Annotated in this window: 21 protein-coding genes; 9 read left to right on the top strand and 12 right to left on the bottom strand. The window is 72.3% G+C overall.

The features are described from left to right. Positions 1-14 precede the first annotated feature (14 nt). Positions 15-905: a TIGR01459 family HAD-type hydrolase gene (locus ACS5RC_RS06915; RefSeq protein ID WP_478343085.1), complete on the top strand. Its 891-nt coding sequence runs from the start codon at positions 15-17 to the stop codon at positions 903-905. 103 nt (positions 906-1008) lie between these two features. Here the strand turns inward: ACS5RC_RS06915 and ACS5RC_RS06910 are convergent, their stop codons facing one another. Genes ACS5RC_RS06910 through ACS5RC_RS06900 form a run of 3 tightly spaced genes read right to left on the bottom strand, consistent with a single transcriptional unit; the run spans position 1009 to position 3521 of the window. After that, positions 1009-2118: a glycosyl transferase family 90 gene (locus tag ACS5RC_RS06910; RefSeq protein WP_478343084.1), complete on the bottom strand. Its 1110-nt coding sequence runs from the start codon at positions 2116-2118 to the stop codon at positions 1009-1011. Between the two features lie 57 nt (positions 2119-2175). Further along, positions 2176-2910: a response regulator gene (locus ACS5RC_RS06905; protein ID WP_478343083.1), complete on the bottom strand. Its 735-nt coding sequence runs from the start codon at positions 2908-2910 to the stop codon at positions 2176-2178. After that, positions 2910-3521, bottom strand: a complete 612-nt coding sequence (locus ACS5RC_RS06900) for a MarR family winged helix-turn-helix transcriptional regulator (RefSeq protein WP_478343082.1) — start codon at positions 3519-3521, stop codon at positions 2910-2912. The genes ACS5RC_RS06905 and ACS5RC_RS06900 overlap by 1 nt, the downstream gene beginning before the upstream one ends. Positions 3522-3665: 144 nt before the next feature. On the opposite strand from ACS5RC_RS06900, the gene ACS5RC_RS06895 reads away from it, so the two are divergent. From ACS5RC_RS06895 to ACS5RC_RS06885, 3 genes are all read left to right on the top strand, one after another. After that, a complete protein-coding gene (locus ACS5RC_RS06895) occupies positions 3666-4553 on the top strand; it encodes a branched-chain amino acid aminotransferase (RefSeq protein ID WP_478343081.1) in 888 nt (295 codons plus the stop codon). Between the two features lie 98 nt (positions 4554-4651). After that, positions 4652-4930 (top strand): DUF3072 domain-containing protein, encoded by a 279-nt coding sequence (locus ACS5RC_RS06890; protein ID WP_478343080.1) that lies wholly within the window; start codon positions 4652-4654, stop codon positions 4928-4930. 223 nt (positions 4931-5153) lie between these two features. Then, the gene (locus ACS5RC_RS06885) at positions 5154-5369 is read left to right on the top strand and encodes a Flp family type IVb pilin (RefSeq protein ID WP_478343079.1); all 216 of its coding nucleotides are present in this window, start codon (positions 5154-5156) and stop codon (positions 5367-5369) included. 290 nt (positions 5370-5659) lie between these two features. Here ACS5RC_RS06885 and ACS5RC_RS06880 read toward each other — a convergent pair whose 3' ends face one another. Next, positions 5660-6445, bottom strand: a complete 786-nt coding sequence (locus ACS5RC_RS06880; protein WP_478343078.1) for a TerC family protein — start codon at positions 6443-6445, stop codon at positions 5660-5662. A 105-nt stretch (positions 6446-6550) separates the two neighbouring features. Then, the gene (locus ACS5RC_RS06875) at positions 6551-7468 is read right to left on the bottom strand and encodes a lipid kinase (protein ID WP_478343077.1); all 918 of its coding nucleotides are present in this window, start codon (positions 7466-7468) and stop codon (positions 6551-6553) included. Between the two features lie 438 nt (positions 7469-7906). Between ACS5RC_RS06875 and ACS5RC_RS06870 the strand changes: the two genes are divergently transcribed. After that, complete coding sequence (locus ACS5RC_RS06870; RefSeq protein ID WP_478343076.1) at positions 7907-8764, top strand: hypothetical protein; 858 nt, start codon at positions 7907-7909, stop codon at positions 8762-8764. Positions 8765-8897: 133 nt separating this feature from the next. Further along, a complete protein-coding gene (locus ACS5RC_RS06865; RefSeq protein WP_478343075.1) occupies positions 8898-10121 on the top strand; it encodes a thermonuclease family protein in 1224 nt (407 codons plus the stop codon). Positions 10122-10139: 18 nt separating this feature from the next. Here the strand turns inward: ACS5RC_RS06865 and ACS5RC_RS06860 are convergent, their stop codons facing one another. Together ACS5RC_RS06860 and ACS5RC_RS06855 are read right to left on the bottom strand one after the other, a co-directional pair. Beyond that, positions 10140-10550 (bottom strand): hypothetical protein, encoded by a 411-nt coding sequence (locus tag ACS5RC_RS06860; RefSeq protein WP_478343074.1) that lies wholly within the window; start codon positions 10548-10550, stop codon positions 10140-10142. Positions 10551-10814: 264 nt separating this feature from the next. Beyond that, complete coding sequence (locus ACS5RC_RS06855; RefSeq protein WP_478343073.1) at positions 10815-11681, bottom strand: LysR family transcriptional regulator; 867 nt, start codon at positions 11679-11681, stop codon at positions 10815-10817. A gap of 67 nt (positions 11682-11748) precedes the next feature. Here ACS5RC_RS06855 and ACS5RC_RS06850 point away from each other — a divergent pair, with 67 nt between their 5' ends. Together ACS5RC_RS06850 and ACS5RC_RS06845 are read left to right on the top strand one after the other, a co-directional pair. Next, entirely contained in the window at positions 11749-12327 is a 579-nt protein-coding gene (locus ACS5RC_RS06850; protein ID WP_478343072.1) for a DUF4865 family protein, read from the top strand. A 136-nt stretch (positions 12328-12463) separates the two neighbouring features. Next, entirely contained in the window at positions 12464-12898 is a 435-nt protein-coding gene (locus tag ACS5RC_RS06845) for a tautomerase family protein (RefSeq protein ID WP_478343071.1), read from the top strand. Here ACS5RC_RS06845 and ACS5RC_RS06840 read toward each other — a convergent pair. The 4 genes from ACS5RC_RS06840 to ACS5RC_RS06825 all read right to left on the bottom strand — a co-directional run bounded on the left by ACS5RC_RS06840 (position 12861) and on the right by ACS5RC_RS06825 (position 15416). Beyond that, positions 12861-13067, bottom strand: coding sequence for a Trm112 family protein (locus ACS5RC_RS06840; protein ID WP_478343070.1), 207 nt, complete (start codon positions 13065-13067; stop codon positions 12861-12863). The two genes, ACS5RC_RS06845 and ACS5RC_RS06840, sit on opposite strands and share 38 nt — an antisense overlap. Before the next feature lie 23 nt (positions 13068-13090). Next, positions 13091-13759, bottom strand: coding sequence for an LON peptidase substrate-binding domain-containing protein (locus tag ACS5RC_RS06835; protein ID WP_478343069.1), 669 nt, complete (start codon positions 13757-13759; stop codon positions 13091-13093). Between the two features lie 43 nt (positions 13760-13802). Continuing rightward, positions 13803-14717, bottom strand: coding sequence for a thioredoxin (gene trxA, locus ACS5RC_RS06830; RefSeq protein ID WP_478343068.1), 915 nt, complete (start codon positions 14715-14717; stop codon positions 13803-13805). 180 nt (positions 14718-14897) lie between these two features. Further along, entirely contained in the window at positions 14898-15416 is a 519-nt protein-coding gene (locus tag ACS5RC_RS06825) for a hypothetical protein (RefSeq protein ID WP_478343067.1), read from the bottom strand. A gap of 474 nt (positions 15417-15890) precedes the next feature. Here ACS5RC_RS06825 and ACS5RC_RS06820 point away from each other — a divergent pair, with 474 nt between their 5' ends. Next, positions 15891-16115, top strand: coding sequence for a hypothetical protein (locus tag ACS5RC_RS06820; RefSeq protein WP_478343066.1), 225 nt, complete (start codon positions 15891-15893; stop codon positions 16113-16115). Here ACS5RC_RS06820 and ACS5RC_RS06815 read toward each other — a convergent pair. Next, positions 16108-17031 (bottom strand): alginate O-acetyltransferase AlgX-related protein, encoded by a 924-nt coding sequence (locus ACS5RC_RS06815; protein ID WP_478343065.1) that lies wholly within the window; start codon positions 17029-17031, stop codon positions 16108-16110. The two genes, ACS5RC_RS06820 and ACS5RC_RS06815, sit on opposite strands and share 8 nt — an antisense overlap. Positions 17032-17045: the final 14 nt, after the last annotated feature.

The following is a 17045-nucleotide window of genomic DNA, read 5'->3' as shown; positions in this document are numbered from 1 at the left end:
CAGCAGGACCCGGCATGTCAGACCCGCACCCGATCCCGACCCTCACCGGCCTCGCCGGAATCGCGGAGGCCTACGACCTCATCCTGTGCGACGTCTGGGGCGTGCTGCACGACGGCAACCGGGCGCATCCGGGCGCGGGCGACGCGCTGATCCGCTTCCGCGCCCTGCCGGGGGACCGACCGCGCCGGGTCGTGCTGGTCTCGAACGCGCCCCGGCCGGGGGAGGGCGTCCAGCGCATCCTCGACCGGCTCGGGGTGCCGCGCGACGCCTACGACGCCATCGTGACCTCGGGCGACCTGACCCGCGACCTGATCGCGCAGACGCCCGGGATCCGCATGTACCATCTCGGGCCGGAGCGCGATGCCGGCATCTTCCGGGGGCTCGACCTCGCCCCGGCGGGGCCCGAATCCGCCGATCTCGTGCTCTGCACCGGCCTGTTCGACGACCGCTCGGAGACCGTGGCGGATTACCGCGACACCCTGGCGACGCTGGGCGCCCGCAAGGTGCCGATGATCTGCGCCAATCCCGATCTCGTGGTCGAGTTCGACGGCCGGCTGATTCCCTGCGCGGGCCTCCTCGCCGAGGCCTACGCGGAAGCGGGCGGCCCGGTCGTCTACGCGGGCAAGCCGCACCGGCCGGTCTACGAGGCGGCCCTCGCCCGCGCGGGCGCCCTCGACGGGCGCGCGCCGCCGGAGCGCGCCCGGGTCCTGGCGGTCGGCGACGCGATCCGCACCGACATCGCGGGCGCGCGGGGCTTCGGCATCCCGAACCTGCTCGTGGCCCGCGGCATCCATGCCGAGGAACTGGGCGTCACGGCCGAGCACCACCGCCTCGGCGAGATCGCCGCCTGGCTCGCCGCCCAGGCGGTGCAGCCCGACGCGGTGATCGAGCGGCTGGTCTGGTGAGCGCGCCGCAGACCCGATCCGGCCGATCCGTCCGGGATGGCGGGTTCGGGCGTCGCGCGAGCTTGGCCGGTGCAGCGCCCGGTCCGATCGCGCCGGGCTCCGATCAGCCCTCCGGCAGCGCCGCGTACAGCGCGGCGTAGCCCGAGAGCAGGGCGGCGCCGTAATCGAGCAGGCGCTCGCGAGTCAAGGTCGCCCGGTAGAACCGCGCGCCCGCCTCCGCCACGTGCGCGAAGGCCCCGGGATGGGCCCGCTCGTAGCGCACGATCGCCAGAACGTCGTCGTCGCGGCGGATCGGGATGTAGTGCAGCCAGGGCTTCAGTGCCGGGAAGTAGAACAGCGCGTGATCGCTCTGGTACTTCAGCAGCACGCTCCGGCTCGCGAGCGCCAGCGCCACCCGCGAGCAGGTCGCCCCGTTCCCGTCCATCGAGATGATGAAGCGGTGATCGTACAGGCTCTGGAACGGCAGCGGCGTCGAGATGAGGTCGCGCGCGCGGATCAGCGCGTCCGTCTCCGGTCCGTCGGTCTGGACGATGTTGGTGACGCGGAAATCGACCTCGTCCCGATCCCGGAAATACGCCACCGCCCGGAGGCGCGGCGAGGCCTCGGCCTCCACATGCGCGCGCGTCAGCACGTAGGGAAAGCCCGAGGTGGAGCCGATGAAGGCCGCCGTGGCGCGCTTCTGCGCGTAGGGCTTGAGGTCGATCAGGCCCGGATCCCGGTAGTACCCGGTTCCCAGGAACTCGATGTCGGGAAACGAGATCGTGTTGGCGCCCGCGAGCTTCTGATAGTTGAAGGTCGGCACCTCCGCTTGCGGCGCGATCATGTCGTGCGCGTCGAGGAACAGCACGCAGGAGAGGTCGAGGTCGCGCTCCCGCAGGACGGTGGCGAGGAAGTCCGCGTAGAGCGCCGCGCGTTTGTCGAGATCCGCCGCATGGGGATGCGGATAGATCTGCGGCTTCTCCCGGACCCGCACCGCGCGTCCCTCGACGGACAGGATGAAGCGGCTCTCGCTCAGGTTGGCGGCACAATGCTCGAGGAACCGGCGGCGGGTGAGGTCGAGCCCGCGCCAGGGCGCGAGTTCGCCCGCGCTGAGGGCGTTCCAGAGCGCGGCGCGGCCGACGCGGCCATCCGCGTCCGCCTCGGGCTCCCGGGCGGCGGACAGGGCCTGCCGGATCGAGTCCGCGTCGTAGGGGTGGGGAGCGGCCGCCTGCATCGCCTGCGCGGCCTCCTCGCGCCGCGAGGCCCGTCCTAAGGCCCCGGCAGAGCGGGCTCAATCCACCGCGAGACGATAGCCCACGCCGCGCACCGTCTGCAGGAAGGTCGGGTTGGCGGAATCGACCTCGGTCTTGCGGCGCAGGCGGTTGATCTGGACGTCGACCGTGCGCTCGGCCGCGGCGCCGCCGCTGCCGGCGAGCTGCTCGCGCTCGACGTTGGCGCCCTTGGCGGCGGCCAGGATCGTCAGAATCTCGCGCTCGCGCTCGGTGATGCGGATCAGCTCGTCGCCGCGGCGCAGCTCGCCCCGGTCGAGCCGGAAGGCGAAGGGTCCGAAGGTCACCGATTCCGGCTCGGAGGCCGGACGGGACGGGGCGCCGCGATTGATGATGTTGAGCAGCCGCAGCGTCAGCTCGCGCGGCTCGAAGGGCTTGGGCAGGTAGTCGTCGGCGCCGATCTCCAGCCCCATCACCCGGTCGTTGGTGTTGGAGCGGGCGGTCAGCATCAGGATCGGGACCCGCGAGGTCTCGCGCACGCTGCGGGCGTAGTCGAAGCCGGTCTCGCCCGGCATCATCACGTCGAGCACCATCGCGTCGAAGACGAGGCTCTGCGCCTTGGCCCGCGCCTCGGCGGCGCTCGCCGCGCTGGTGATGCGGAAGCCCTGCTCCGTGAGGTAGCGGGAGAGCAGCTCGCGCAGGCGCCGGTCGTCGTCGACGACGAGGATGTGGGGCGCGGTGTCCGGCAGGTCGGCGCGCGCGGCCCCGGCCTGGGCGGGGAGAGCCGGGAGCGCCATCAGGCGGCCTCCTGGCCGTCGCCCGTCCCGGCCGCGCGGGGCGGATCGTCCGGGGCGGTGTCCCGGCCGCGGCGTGCCATCAGGCGGTTCACCGCGTCGCGCTCCTCGGGTTCGATCATCGCGAGCAGGAAGGTCTCCGGCGCGTCGGCGCCCGGCGCGGCGAGCGCGCGGGCGAGGCGTCGGGTCTGCACCCGCGTCAGCTCCGCGGCAAGCTCCCCGCCCGTCGCCGTGCAGAACAGCAGGCGCTGGCGCCGGTCGGTCGTACCGGTGCGCTGGGCGACGTAGCCCTGCTCGATCAGGTCCTTGAGCACCCGGTTGAGGCTCTGCTTCGTGATGCGCAGGATGTCGAGCAGCTCGGCGATGGTCAGGCCCGGATAACGGTCGACGAAGTGCAGCACCCGGTGATGCGCCCGGCCGAAGCCGTAGGCCGCCAGGATGCGGTCGGGATCGCCGACGAAGTCGCGATAGGCGAAGAACAGGAGTTCGATCAGGTCGTCGCTGCTGCGGGCCGCGCCCCCCGCCTCGGCGGGCTGCGGCGCGCGCGAGGCCCTGTGCGCCGCGTCACGTGTCACGTCGGTGTCGACCCCGATATAAGTCAGTCTCGTTGACATATTTCAGCCCGGTTGGTACCCGTCAACCCCGCTGGCCAGGACGGCCCGGCCCCTTGACGGGCCCGGCGGACCCGCGCACCCCTCCGTCCACAGCCCCGAAGCCCGGCCCCGCGAGACCGCGCCGCCATCAGGAAGAGCCGATCGATGTCCGTCATCCCGTTCGACCAGCGCGAAGGCACCATCTGGTTCGACGGCGTCATGGTGCCGTGGCGGGACGCGAAGATCCACGTGCTGAGCCACGGCCTCCACTACGGATCCTCGGTGTTCGAGGGCGAGCGCGCCTATGGCGGGCGCATCTTCAAGAGTCTGGAGCACAGCCGGCGCCTGCACCGCTCGGCCGAGCTCCTCGATTTCAAGATCCCCTACACGGTCGAGGAGATCGAGGCGGCCAAGGCCCTCGTGCTGAAGACCAGCGGCCTGCAGGACGCCTACCTGCGGCCCGTGGCCTGGCGCGGCTCGGAGATGATGGGCGTCTCCGCCCAGGGCAACACCATCCACCTCGCCATCGCCGCCTGGGAATGGCCGAGCTACTTCGACGCCGCCACCAAGATGAAGGGCATCCGCCTCGACATGGCGGAGTATCGCCGGCCCGACCCGCGCACCGCGCCCTGCGCCTCGAAGGCGGCGGGCCTCTACATGATCTGCACGATCTCCAAGCACCGGGCCGAGAACAAGGGCTATGCCGACGCCCTGATGCTCGACTTCGAGGGCAACGTCGCCGAATGCACCGGCGCCAACGTGTTCTTCCTGAAGGACGGGGCGCTCCACACCCCGCTGGCCGACCGCTTCCTCGACGGCATCACCCGGCAGACCGTGATCGACCTCGCCCGCCGCCGCGGCATCGAGGTGATCGAGCGCCGGATCCTCCCCGAGGAGATGGCGGGCTTCTCCGAGTGCTTCATCACCGGCTCGGCCGCCGAGGTGACCCCGGTCGCCGAGATCGGCCCCTACCGCTTCACCCCGGGCGCCGTGACGAAGACGCTGATGGACGACTATCTCGCCGAGGTGCAGCCCCGGGCCGCGGCCGCCTGAAGCGGCCCGTTCGGCGTTCCCGCCGGCCCGGAGGCCGGCGGGAACGATCCCACGGACCGGGCGTTGAACGGAACATTTCATGAACGAAAGGTTCCGTGATGGCCACGAGCGCAGCCAAGACCAGCTCCAAGACCAGCTCCAAGGATGCCCCGGCGAGCACCGAGAACCCGAAGACGGATCCGAAGGACGTGTCCAACCAGATCAAGGATCCCGACCAGTGGACCACCGGCGGCGAGCCGATGACGGGTGCGCAGGCCTCCTACCTGAAGACCCTGTCCGAGGAGACCAAGGAGCCTGAGGCTTTCGATCCCGATCTCGACAAGGCGGAGGCCTCGAAGCGCATCGATGCGCTGCGCAAGGAAGCCGGCCACGGCTGAACCCAGTCGTCGCACGGCCTCCGTTCGATCGAAGCGGGGGCCGGAACAGAGGAATGCCCCGGGTGGTCGCAAGAAGCCTGGATCCGCGACCCCGAACGTCTCGGTGAATCCGGTATCGCCCCCGTCTTTCGGCCGTCGTCTTAAATGATCCGCAACGGACGGAGGTCTAGGCTGCGCTGCCCGCTCGAATGCGGCGGGCGGACGGTCCCGGATGGTGTCCATCGTGACGAAGCGTGTCGGCGGACCGCAGCAGGGCGAGACAGCCTCGAAGCCGTGGCTTCGGCGCTTCGCGCTCGACATCCGCGGCAGCACCGCGATGGAATACGCGATGATCGGCGCGCTGATCTTTGCGGTCGCGGCCGGGACGATCCGCCTCTACGGTTCCAAATTGAACGACGTCTACGCCCGGATCGGCAACGCCGCGGCGCAGGTGCAGTAGGGCCTGACCTTGCTTTGCGCAGGCCGCTCCGGCCTCATGCCGGATCCGGATCATCTCGTCGGGATGGCGGATCCGGGCCGCGCTCGAGCGCCGGTGGGCTGAAGCGACACGGTCGCCGGCCGCATCGAGCGGATACCCTATCCTTCGGACCAGCCGCCGGCCCGTCGCGCGTCCCGATGCGGACAGAGCGCCCGCATCGGCCTCGCGACGGCGCGGACGACTGACTCCGCGTCCCGAGAGGCGCCGCGCGGCGCTCCCGGGGCGCGGGCGGGTGCGGATGCCCGGCCCGTTCAGGCTCCCCGGCCGTCCTGCCTCCGCAGCGGGGCGGTCGTCGGCGCAGATGTGCCGGCCTGGGCGCGCTTGCGGCGGCGCGCCAGCATGTTGAGGCCCTCGACGCCCGCCGAGAAGGCCATCGCGGTGTAGATGTAGCCCTTCGGCACGTGCGCCCCGAAGCCCTCGGCGATCAGCACCATGCCGATCATGATGAGGAAGCCCAGCGCCAGCATCACCACCGTGGGGTTGTGGGCGATGAAGCGCGAGAGCGGCTCGGCGGCCACCAGCATCACGGTCACGGCGACGATGACGGCGATCATCATCACCGGCACGTGCTCGGTCATGCCCACCGCCGTGATGATCGAGTCGATCGAGAAGACGAGGTCGAGCAGCAGGATCTGCCCGATCGCCGCCGCGAAGCCGATCGAGGCCCCCGATTCCTTCGTCTCGGGGCTCGGATCGACGGTCTCGTGAATCTCCTTGGTGGCCTTCCAGAGCAGGAACAGGCCGCCCGCGACGAGGATCACGTCGCGCCAGGAGAAGCCCTTGCCGAACACGCTGAAGACCGGCTCGGTCAGGTGCACGATGAAGGCGACGGTGCCGAGCAGGGCGAGGCGCAGGCCGAGGGCGAGGCCGATGCCGATGCGCCGCGCCTTGGTCTGGTGCTCGGGCGGCAGCTTGTTCGTCAGGATCGAGATGAAGATCAGGTTGTCGATGCCGAGCACCACCTCCATCACGATGAGGGTGGCGAGCGCGGCCCAGACGGCCGGGTCGGCTGCGAGCTGCATCAGGGTGTCGAGCATGGATGTGTCGTCTCGGCGTCTCGGGAGGGCGGTGCCGGGGTGAGGCGGCGGAGCGGTGGCGATCTCCGGGCGCGACGAGGCCGCCCCGGGGATGGCCGCGTCGGGTCAGAGCGGGAGGAGGCTGTCCTGGGCGCCGGGGCGCTCCTCGGGGGCCGGGGCGAAGATGCGGATGACCTTGGGCACCACCTTGAAGTGGGCCGGGGTGTGGGTCGTCAGCTCGCCGTCGGTGTTGACCGGCCGCGGCCGGCGCGTGCTGATCCGGATCTCGGTGGTCTTGAAGGCCCGCACGTCCTGCGCCCGCCCGTGCGTGCCCTTGCGCAGGGCCGGCAGCAGGGCGATGAGCCGCCACCAATGGGCGACCTCCAGGCTGTAGAAATCGAGGTTGCCGTCATCGACGGCCGCTCCCTCCTCGACCGTCATGCCGCCGCCGTAATGGCGGCCGTTGCCGACCGAGGCCTGGATGGTGGTGATGCGCTCGGTCTTCCCGTCATGCTCGATCGTCACGGTGAAGGGCCGCACCCGGCGCAGCACCCGCACCGCGGCGACGGCGTAGCCCAGCGTGCCCCACTTCTTCTTCGATTCGGCGGTGAGCTCGCCCGCGAGTTCCGCCGAGAAGCCGATGCTCGCCACGTTGAAATAGTAGTGCCCGTTGACCCAGCCGAGATCGACCGGGCGCGCCTCGGCCGTGGTGATCAGCCGGGCCGCCTCGATCGGGTCCGTCGGCAGGCCGAGGGAGCGGGCGAGATCGTTGGCGGTGCCGAGGGGCAGGATCCCGAGGGGAAGCTTGGTCTCGACCAGCGCCTCGGCCGCCGCGTTCATGGTGCCGTCGCCGCCGCCCAGGATCACCAGGTCGACCGAGCCCGCATGGGCCTTGATGTGCGCGGCGCAGTCGCCGTCCCGCGGCTCCACCGGCTCGATGCCGCCCGCGCGCAGGGCCTCGCGGACCGCGTCGAGGGAGGCGCCGCCGTTGCGGGCCTTGGCGTTGCAGATGAGGAGGGCGCGGCGCGCCTGAGCGGCGCTCATGGCGTGAGGTCCGATCGGACGCAGCCGAACGGAAGCGGGAAAGTGATCACGGACGGGCACTCCGGTGCGTTCGCGCCGCGTCAGCGCAAAGCAGGGAAGCGGTCCGACATCACGGTCGACGCCTCGACCGTCAGAGGGGCCCGGACCCGGGTTGAGGGGAAACTTGGGCGTTCGCGGCGCGAGCGCAACCCCGGGCCGGTGAATTCAATCCGGAGACAAACCGAGCGGCAGGGCCTGCGGCCCCGGCTGTGGATTGTCGGTGCTGCGGGGATGACGGGCCGGGCGGGCGGGGCCGGCGGCCGTCGGTTCCGGGTTTCTGTTACGCAGAGGCCGGTCTCCGGCCGGAACCTTGCACCCACCCGCCCGCGTTTCCCGATGGCGTCGACCCCATGGCGCCGGCCCGGCCCATTCCTGCTCGCCGCCGCGATCCGGTGCCCCATGCCTCCATTCCGCTCCCTCACCGCCCTGAGCCTCGTCCTCGCCGTCGCGCTGCCCGCCGGCTCGGCGCTGGCGCAATCCTGGGTCGATCCGCCCGCGCGGGCGAGCACGCCGCCCGCGGGCGCAGCCCCGAAGGCCGCGGCGCCGGCCAAGGCCGCCCCCGACGCGACCGGGCCGGGCCCCGCCGCGCCGGCCGGTTCCGGCTCGCAGGCCTCCGACGCCCCGCGCGGCCGGGCGCCCGGAGCGTCCGAGGCCGCCGCCCCGCCCGTCGAGACCCGCGCCGCCGAGGCGGAGACGCAGCCGGAGGGCGCGCGCGGGCGGCGGGCCGCACGGCACCGCCGCGCGGCCCACCGCCTCGCCGAGACGCCGCCCCTGGCCCCGGCCGCCCTTCCGCCCGCGACCCATGCGGCGGCGCCCGCTCGCTCGGGCGACTGGGCCGGCACGGCGCAGGGCCTGGCGGCGGATTATTTCGACGCGATCTCGGGACCGGGCGGCGGCATGGTCAGCGCCGCGCCGCGCTTCTACCGGGACCAGATCCGCTTCTACGGGCGCACCATGAGCTTGGCCGACCTGCTCGCGGAGAAGCGGCGCTTCGCCCAGCGCTGGCCGGAGCGCCGCTACGCACCGCGCGGCATGCGGACCCTCTGCAACGGCGCGCTCGCCACCTGCACGGTGCATGCGCAGGTGGCGTTCCGGGCCGCGAATCCCGGGCGGGGTGCGGTGTCGCAGGGCGTGGCCGAGGTGGTGCTGGAGGTGAGCCTCGCCGGGCCGCGCCCGGTCATCGTCTCCGAATCGGGGCGCGTCCTGTCGCGCGGGGCCAGTCTCGCCACCCCGTCCGCGTCCCCGGGCGGGGTGTGAACCGGATCCGCCGGTGTGACAGGCGGGCCAAGGCAGCCTAGAGGACCGGGCCGGACAGGGATCCCGGACGGTCCCCCAGGCATTCCTTCGTGCGTCGTCCTCCTTCCAAGAGCCGGGATCCTCTCTCGGGACGATGCTCCAGATCGGGCACATGGCGAGTTCAGCGGCGACAGAGATTCGGGACGGTGAGAGCGGCGCGCCTGCGCGGCCCCTGCTGGAGGGGCCGGAGCGGGCGGGGCTGCACGCGCTCATCCGCGACGAGATCGCGCGCCGCCGGCCGCACCCCGTCGCCCTGCGGACGCTCGAGCTGATCGCCGCCGCCGCCGTCGAGCCCAGCGCGGAGGGCCCGGGCTACCGCATCGTCGACCGGCATGGGGCGCCCCGCGAGCTGACCCTCGCCCAGCACGTCGACGAGATCGTCCGGCGCCATCCTGACCTGTTCCGGCCACCGGACCCCGAGCTGGAGCCCGTCGAGCCCGCGCGGGATTCCACCCTGTCGGCCAGCGCCTCGGAGATGCGCGCGGCGACGGCGCGCTTCGTCGACCTCCAGTCGGAGCGGGCGCGCGCGCTCGCCGAGCGCTCCTCCGTCCAGGGCCGGGCCTTCGCCCGGTCGGCGGGGGCGGCCGTCGCGGGCCTCCGGGCGCGGCTGGCGGCACGCGGGGCGGGACCGGACGGCTCGGCCCGGCCGGAATCGGCCTCGACCGGAGAGGCCGCGACGAGCCAGGCCGGCGCCCCGCAGGGCCGCGCGGGCGCGGCCGCGACGGAGGCGCTGCACCGCGTCGGCACGGTCCTGCGCGACTGGCGCGAGGCGGGCCTGAGCGACCAGCGCCATCGGCGCTGGGTCGCGGGCGGAGCGGGCGCCGTGCTGGCGATGGTCGTCGCGGCCGGCATCATCGCCGGCTCCAAGCGATCCGGGACGGAGCCCGACGCCGTCGCGACCCGCGAAACCGCCCCGCCCGCCGAAACGCCGGCCGCCCCGGCCGAGACGCCGCCCCCCGAGACCGAGGGGCCGCCCGAGCCGGAGGCTCCGCGTCCCGCGGCCAACGCGGTCACGGGTCAGGCGCAGGTGATCGATACCGCGACCCTGCGGATCAACGGCAAGCTCATCCGCCTGTTCGGGGTCGAGTGGGTGCGCGGGGGGCAGGCGGACGAGCTCGCGCGCTACATCAACAATCGCCCGGTGACCTGCCAGCCGGTGGCGGGCAGCGACAACCAGACCTGCCAGATCGAGGGGCGGGACCTGTCCGAGGTGGTGCTGTTCAACGGCGGCGGGCGCGCCTCGCCGGAGGCGACGCCCGAGCTCGTGGCCGCCGAGGACCATGCCCGCAGCGAGCGGCTCGGCGTCTGGAAGCGCTGAGGCGGCGACGCCCCGGCCTTACTCGGCCTGCGCGGTGCGGGTGTTCGTGCGCCGTGCGGTCCAGCGCCCCGAGCACAGGGCCGAGACCTTCCAGGTCCCCGAGCCGGTCTGGGCCTGGAGCCGGCCCGAGGCCGCTCCGCTGGTGCCGCTGTTCGAGACCTGCAGACCGACTGCGCCGTCGGAACCGACGCGCCCGCTCATGCGCGTGCCCGCCTCGGCCGCGGAGGCGAGGCGCACCTGCCCCTCCTGGATCGAGACCGCGTAGGTGTAGCGGCTGTCGCAGAGCCCGCTCTCCGTCACGAGCTCGACCGCCCAGGTGCCGTTGAAGTCGCCCGCCCGCGCCGGAACGACGGAGAGCGGCAGCGCCGAGAGCGCCGAGACCGCCAGGACGGCGCAATGGGTGGAGAGCGCGGACAACACCTTCGACATCGATCCCCCTCGGGCACAACAATTCGGGACGGCCGACGCGAAAGGCGCGGCGCGCTGATAGGGCAGGCCCCCTCGGGCCCGGCAACGGGTGAGACGAGAGGAATTAAACTTGCGAAGCGGCGAGAATATGACCGATCTATCATGGCTTCGCACAAGCTTTGCCATGACTGAAGCGTATCCGTAGCGACATTCAATCCGCGAAGCGTGGTGCAGGATCGATACCAGAGCGAACCTGTACGAGGACTGAACTTGTTCCGATCCCGTTCAAGCTACGCTTGAGGCCCTGAAACCGGCGCCGATCAGCCGCAGAACCCGCTCGATGCCGGCATCCCGCGCCCGGGCATACAGGACGATCTCCACCGCCGGCAGGGGCGGCAGACCCAGGGCCGCCCCGATCTCGACCGTCCCGGCCGGAGCGATCCGCCTGGCGAGCGCGGCGACGCCGAGCCCCGCGCTCACGGCGGCCCCCACCGCCAGCACGCCGCCGCCGACGAAGACCTCGGTCCAGGGCAGACCCACGGCATCGAGGGCCTGCACCGCCGCGCCCCGCACCCCGCAGGGCGCGGCCAGCGTCGCGATCCGCAGCGGCTCGCCCGGGCGGTGGCGGAAGCCCGGGGCGGCGACCCAGACCAGTGCCTCGCGCGCGAGCAGCCGGCCGTCGTCGCGCCCGCCCTCGCGGCGCACGATCACGGCATCGATGGCACCGCGGTCATAGGCCTCGACGAGGTCGAACGAGCGGCCGATCCGCAGCTCGATCACCAGGGCCGGATCCTGCTCCGCGAGCCGGCCGATCAGGACCGGAAGGTCGGGGCCGGCCACGTGGTCGCTGATGCCGAGGACGAGGCGGCGCACCGGCGCGGCCTCGACCTGCATCCAGGCGCGCTCCTGCGCCCGCAACAGGTCGCGGGCCGCGGGCAGGAAGGCCTCGCCCCGAGCCGTCAGGCGCACATGGCGCGGCGTCCGGTCGAGCAGGCGGTGCCCGAGCCGGTCCTCGAGCCGTTTCAGCTTGAGGCTGATCGCCGCCTGCGAGGTGTCGAGGGCCGCCGCCGCCCGCGTGAAGCTGCCGAGATCGGCCACCAGCACGAAGGCCTGCACGGCGTCCGGATCGAGGATCCGGGACGGGTCCATCATAACGAAATCTCATCGGAGATATAAGTATCGATATGTTTTCGTAATCGTCCGGGTTTGGCAAGACCGCGTGGCCCATTCGCTTCCGGAGGCGGCCATGCTGATCCTGCGCTACCGACATCGCCTGCCCGCCGATTACGACATGGGGCGCATCCGGGCGCGGGTCGCCGCCCGCGCCCCGGATTGGGATGGGGTGCCGGGGCTCGGCTTCAAGGCGTTCGCGATCACCGAGGGCGGCCGAAACGGCGGGGACCGGAACGGCTATTCCTCGACCTATCTCTGGCAGGATGCCGGGGCGGCGACGGCCTTCCTCACGGACGGACGCTTCCGCGCGGTGGAGCAGGCCTTCGGCAGGCCGCGGGTCTCGGCGCTGCTGCCCCTCGGCGTCGCGGTCGGCCTGGCCGCGGCATCCCTCTCCCTGGCCTGCGAGTCTGTCGCGATCCCGGAGGACGCCGACCTCGCCGCCCTGGCCGAAGCCGAGGGCGCGCGCTGCCGGATCGCCGTGGCGGAGGGGGCGGCCGCAGCCGTCAGCGGCCTCGACCCCGACCTCTGGCGCCTCACCCGCTTCACCCTCTCGACGGTTCCGCGCGAGGGCTGCGAGACCGTCCTTCACCTCGCCGCGCCCGGCTGGGCGCAGATCCCCCGCTGAACCGGTTCTTCGCTCGATGAGGGCGAGGGACCGGAGCGCGAGGGACCGGAGCGCGCCGTCCCGCGGCGCTTGCGCGAAGCCCGGATCCACCGTCCCGAGGGGATGATCCCGATCCGTCACGATAGGAGACCGACCGATGCCCCTGACCCGGATCTCGTTGCGTGCGGGCAAGCCGCCCGCCTACCGCGCCGCGCTGATGCGCGGGATCTACGACGCCCTGCGCGAGACTTTCGGCGTGCCCGAGGACGACCTGTTCATGGTCGTGGATGCGCACGCGCCGGAGGATTTCGCCTACGGGCGCAGCTACCTCGGGATCGCGCGCAGCGACGACCTCGTGATCGTGCAGATCACCTGCAACGACACCCGCGGCACAGCCCAGAAGCGCGCGCTCTACCGGGCGATCGCGCGCAACCTCGCGGCCGATCCGGGGCTCCGGCCGGAGGACGTCTTCGTCAACCTCGTGGAGGTGAAGGCGGAGAACTGGTCGTTCGGGAACGGCTTGGCGCAATATTCCGGGGCGGCGGCGGACGAGGCTAGTCCGTCAGCGGGCGCGCCTCTTCCGGCAGCATGATCGGGATCCCGTCGCGGATCGGATAGGCGAGCTTGGCCGAGCGGCTGATCAGCTCCTGGCGGGCCGCGTCGTACTCGAGGGTCTGCTTGGTCAGCGGGCAGACCAGGATCTCGAGAAGCTTCGGATCGACGCGGGTCGCCTCGACGGTGGCGGTGAGGTCGTTGGCCATGCTCTCGCTTCCGGGTTCTCGCGTTACTGCAGCGTCGATTCGGGGCCGGATCCGCGCACCAGCTCCATCTGCGTGACCGCGATCAGGATCTCGGCCCGCGTCTTCAGGTCGGCCGCCTCCAGCATAGCCTGCTTCTCGCGCACGCCGAAGGGGCTCATCATGCAGAGGGCGTTGACGAGGGCCTCGTTCGGCGCCTCCTCGATGCCCGCCCAATCGACCTTGAGATCGTTCGATTCCACGAAGTCGCGCAGCGCCTTCAGCACGCCCTCGCGGTCGACCTGCTCCTCGCCCGCCCGGGCGGCGAAATCCACCGCGAAGTCGTCGTAGCTGACTTGGCAGCGCCGGTAGGCGCTCGCTGTGGCGAGCTCGCTCGTGATCCGGAAGCGGCTGATCCCGGTGAGCGAGATCAGGTAGCGCCCGTCGCCGGTCTCGGCGAACTGCGTCAGCCGCCCGAGGCAGCCGACCCGGTAGAGCTTCGGCACGCTGCCGGCCGCACCGCTCTCGGGGTCCGGCTGGATCATGCCGATCACCCGCTCGGTGCGCAGCGCGTCGTCCACCATCGCGAGATAGCGCGGCTCGAAGATGTTGAGCGGCATCTGCCCCCGCGGCAGCAGCAGGGCGCCGGGCAGGGGGAAGACCGGGATCACGGCCGGGCAATCGGCCGGGCTCTTGTAGCCCGCATGCGTGCTCATGGCGCCTCCCTCCGGTGGTTGGACGCGTGTGTGAGGCTGCCCCTCAGGCGAAAAGCAGCGTCGAGAGCTTGCGGCGGCCCCGGATCGTGTCCGGATCCATGACGCCCCAGGCCTCGAAGAACTGGAGCAGCTGCTTGCGGGCGCCGTCCTCGTTCCAGGCGCTGTCGCGGCGGCGGATCTCGATCAGGTGGTCGACGGCGCTGGACCGCTCGCCGCGCGCGGCGAGGCCGAGCGCGAGGTCGAACCGGGCCTGATGGTCGTCGGGGTCGGCCTCGACCCGGGCCTGGAGCCCCGCGAGGTCGCCGAGTGCCGCCGCCTGATCGGCGAGTTCCAGGGCGGCGCGGATGCCGGCGAGGGCGGGGTCGTTCGCCTTCTCCTCCGGCACCATCGCCAGGACCTGGCGGGCGTTCTCGACCTCGCCCGCGTCGAGCTGGAGCTTGGCGAGGCCCGCGATCGCCGCGAGGTTGTCGGGCTCCTGCTCCAGCACCGCGGCGTAGAGCTCGGAGGCGCTGGCGAGGTCGCCGTCCTCCACCAGTTGCGCCGCCTCGGCGAGGGCCGCCTCGATCGGGCTCGGGCCGGCGGGCCCGGCGAGCCGCTCGATGAAGCTCTTCACCTGGCTCTCGGGCACGGCGCCCATGAACCCGTCCACGGGCTGGCCGCGATGGAACGCGATGACGGCGGGGATCGACTGGATGCCGAGCTGCCCGGCGATCGAGGGATGCTCGTCGATGTTCATCTTCACGAGCACGACTGCGCCGCCGGCCGCGGTGACGGCCTTCTCCAGCACCGGCGTGAGTTGCTTGCACGGGCCGCACCACGGCGCCCAGAAATCGACCAGCACCGGGCGCTGCATCGATTCGGCGATCACGTCCTGGCGGAAGCTCGCGGTCGTGGTGTCCTTGACGAGGTCGGCCGCGCCGGGCTTGGGCGCATCGCCGGCGAGGGAATCGTTCAGCATCGGGTCGGGCCTCGGATCTCTTCCTGCGCGCGGTCAGGGCTCACGGCATCGTGCCGGCCACCTGCTCGACGGTCGCGCCGGCGCGTCGGTCTCGTGCGCCGCGCGACGCGACGCATCACGCTAGATGGGACGCAGGGCGCCGTCTGACCAGTGCGCGGCGCGAAGCTCGGCCGTTTCCGGCTACCGCTGCGGCTCCGCGCCGGCCGCCGGGCGGGTGCTCGTCACGAAGGTGCCGGCGTACAGGGCGTCCTGGCCGGGCGCGCGCGCCTCGCAGGTGATCGCGGTCTTGCCCGGGGCGGGCGTCGAGAAGGTGCAGGCGCCGACCGCCATGGTGGGCGTCTGCGCCACGCCCGAGGCGCCGGACCGGCCCGGGATCACGAGGTTGATCGGCTGGAGCGGATCGGTCTCCTCCGTGCGCTCCTGCTGGGCGCCGTTGCCGCTGAAGCTCAGGGTCTGACCGTCCCGCGACGCGAAGTCGAAGCTCGTGCGGTTGCGCGCCACCGCGTTCGTCAGCGTGCCCGTGCAGGAGCCGCTGAGGTCCTGGCCCGCGATGACGAGCTTCTCGCAGGTGCCCTCGAGCTTCAGAGCCGTCTGCGCCGCGGCGGCGCCGCAGAACCAGACGGGCAGCGCCAGGAGGCCGAGGGCGATTCGCGTCCGGGCGGATATCCGGGACGGCGGGCGTGTGGTTCCGGCGTTCATCGTGGCGTCGTTCTCGGTGTTCCTCGTGGAGCGGTGATCTAGCGAGGCGCGGGCCCGCGTCGAGAGCGGCCGGCCCTTCGACCGCGTTTTCCGGGCGCGCTTTCGGACGCATGCGCCGACCCGTGCACGGCGAGCCGTGTAACCGTCCGCGCCGGGGCCCGGACTGCAGGATCCGGGCGTGCGCGGCCGCGACGGCGAGGGTGGATCCCGGCCGGCACGAGGCCGGTCGGCGCGGTGATCGGCTGACGGCCGGCATCGTGCCGCCCGATGGTGTCCTGCTCGTCCGGCTCCGCGCCACGGGGGCGAGGGGGATCCGGGCGCGGCCCCGAACGGGGCACGATCTGCACTGCGAGCATGGCGGACACTCCACTGCGGATGCTTGCCGAGCGAACCCGGCTTCTGCATTTTGCAGTGCAACCGATCTGTTTTGTGCGGCGCACAACAGTGTGCCGGGACTGCCTTGCGGAGCCGCCGATGTCGTTCGCGATGACCCTTCCCCTCGCGGAGGCCACCCTGTTCACCCTGGGCTGCCTCGTGATCCACCAGCTGCGGCGCTATGCCGACGTGATGACGGCGACCCTGGGCTGCCTCCTGCTGTTCCTGATCCTGATGCTCGGCATCGCGGGCGCGCCGGAGCCGTTCCTGAAGGCCCAGACGGCGAGCCTCGACAGCGGCGACCTGACGACCTTCGTCAACTGATCCCGGGGGCGGGCGGGCCGCCGGCCCTCCGGCCGGCCCGGACGTCGAAATCGTCGGTGGGCAGGCGGGCGAGGAAGCGTTCAGCCAGTTCGAACAGCAGGATGTCGGGCCGCACCGCCTCGATGTAGCGCCAATCCAGGCTCGCCGACCAGACGAAGTGCACCTCCGCGAAGCTCTCCGCGAGAAAGCCGGTGAGCAGGATCGGGGCGAAATGCGCGTAGGAATCGCCGAACAACACGACCCGGCGCGGGTCGGCGGCCTTCGGGTTCCGGTAGACCGCGTGGGCGCCGACATGCAGGTCCTCGGCCCGCCCCTCGGCCTCGTAGGCGGCGAGCAGCGGCCCGGTCTCGACCCGCGCCGCGTCGCGCAGGATCTGCGGGCGCCGCAGCCGCTCGGTCGGGCGCCCGGGCAGCTTCTCGCCGAGATCGAGCACGCGCTCCTCGGTGTAGTCCGGCCGGTCCGCGATGTCGGCGGGCGGCACCGCGGCGAGCGCCCGCATGATCTCCCGGTAGGCGAGCAGGCAGCCCTCGATCGTCCAGTGGGTGTCGGTGCGCAGGTAGAGCGGCACCGGCCCGTCGCGGGCGGCGCGGAAGGGCGCCAGCAGGTCGAGATAGGCGGCCGAACCCGCGAGCCGCCGGGCGAGCCGGCGCGTCGAGGCCCGTCCGGGGTCATAGGGCAGGTCGCGGGTCAGGTTCTCGTAGACGGAGAGCTTCTCGGGCACGATCACATGCAGGCAGCGGATGCCGAGGCCGCGGGCGCGGGCGGCGCGCGCCTCGATCAGCCGGGCCCAGGCGCGCAGGTGCCACCATCGCCGCGGGCCGCCGCGATACTGGTCCATGACGCGGTTGCTGCCGCCCGTGAGGAACAGCCAGCCGTCGCGGCCGACATGGACGGTATCCCATCGTCTTCGGAGCATGCGGGTGCTTTAGC

The organism is Methylobacterium sp. HJ2, from assembly GCF_056431005.1.
The sequence above is the reverse complement of the archived record's forward strand: the minus strand, read 5'-3'. Positions and strand labels throughout refer to the sequence as shown.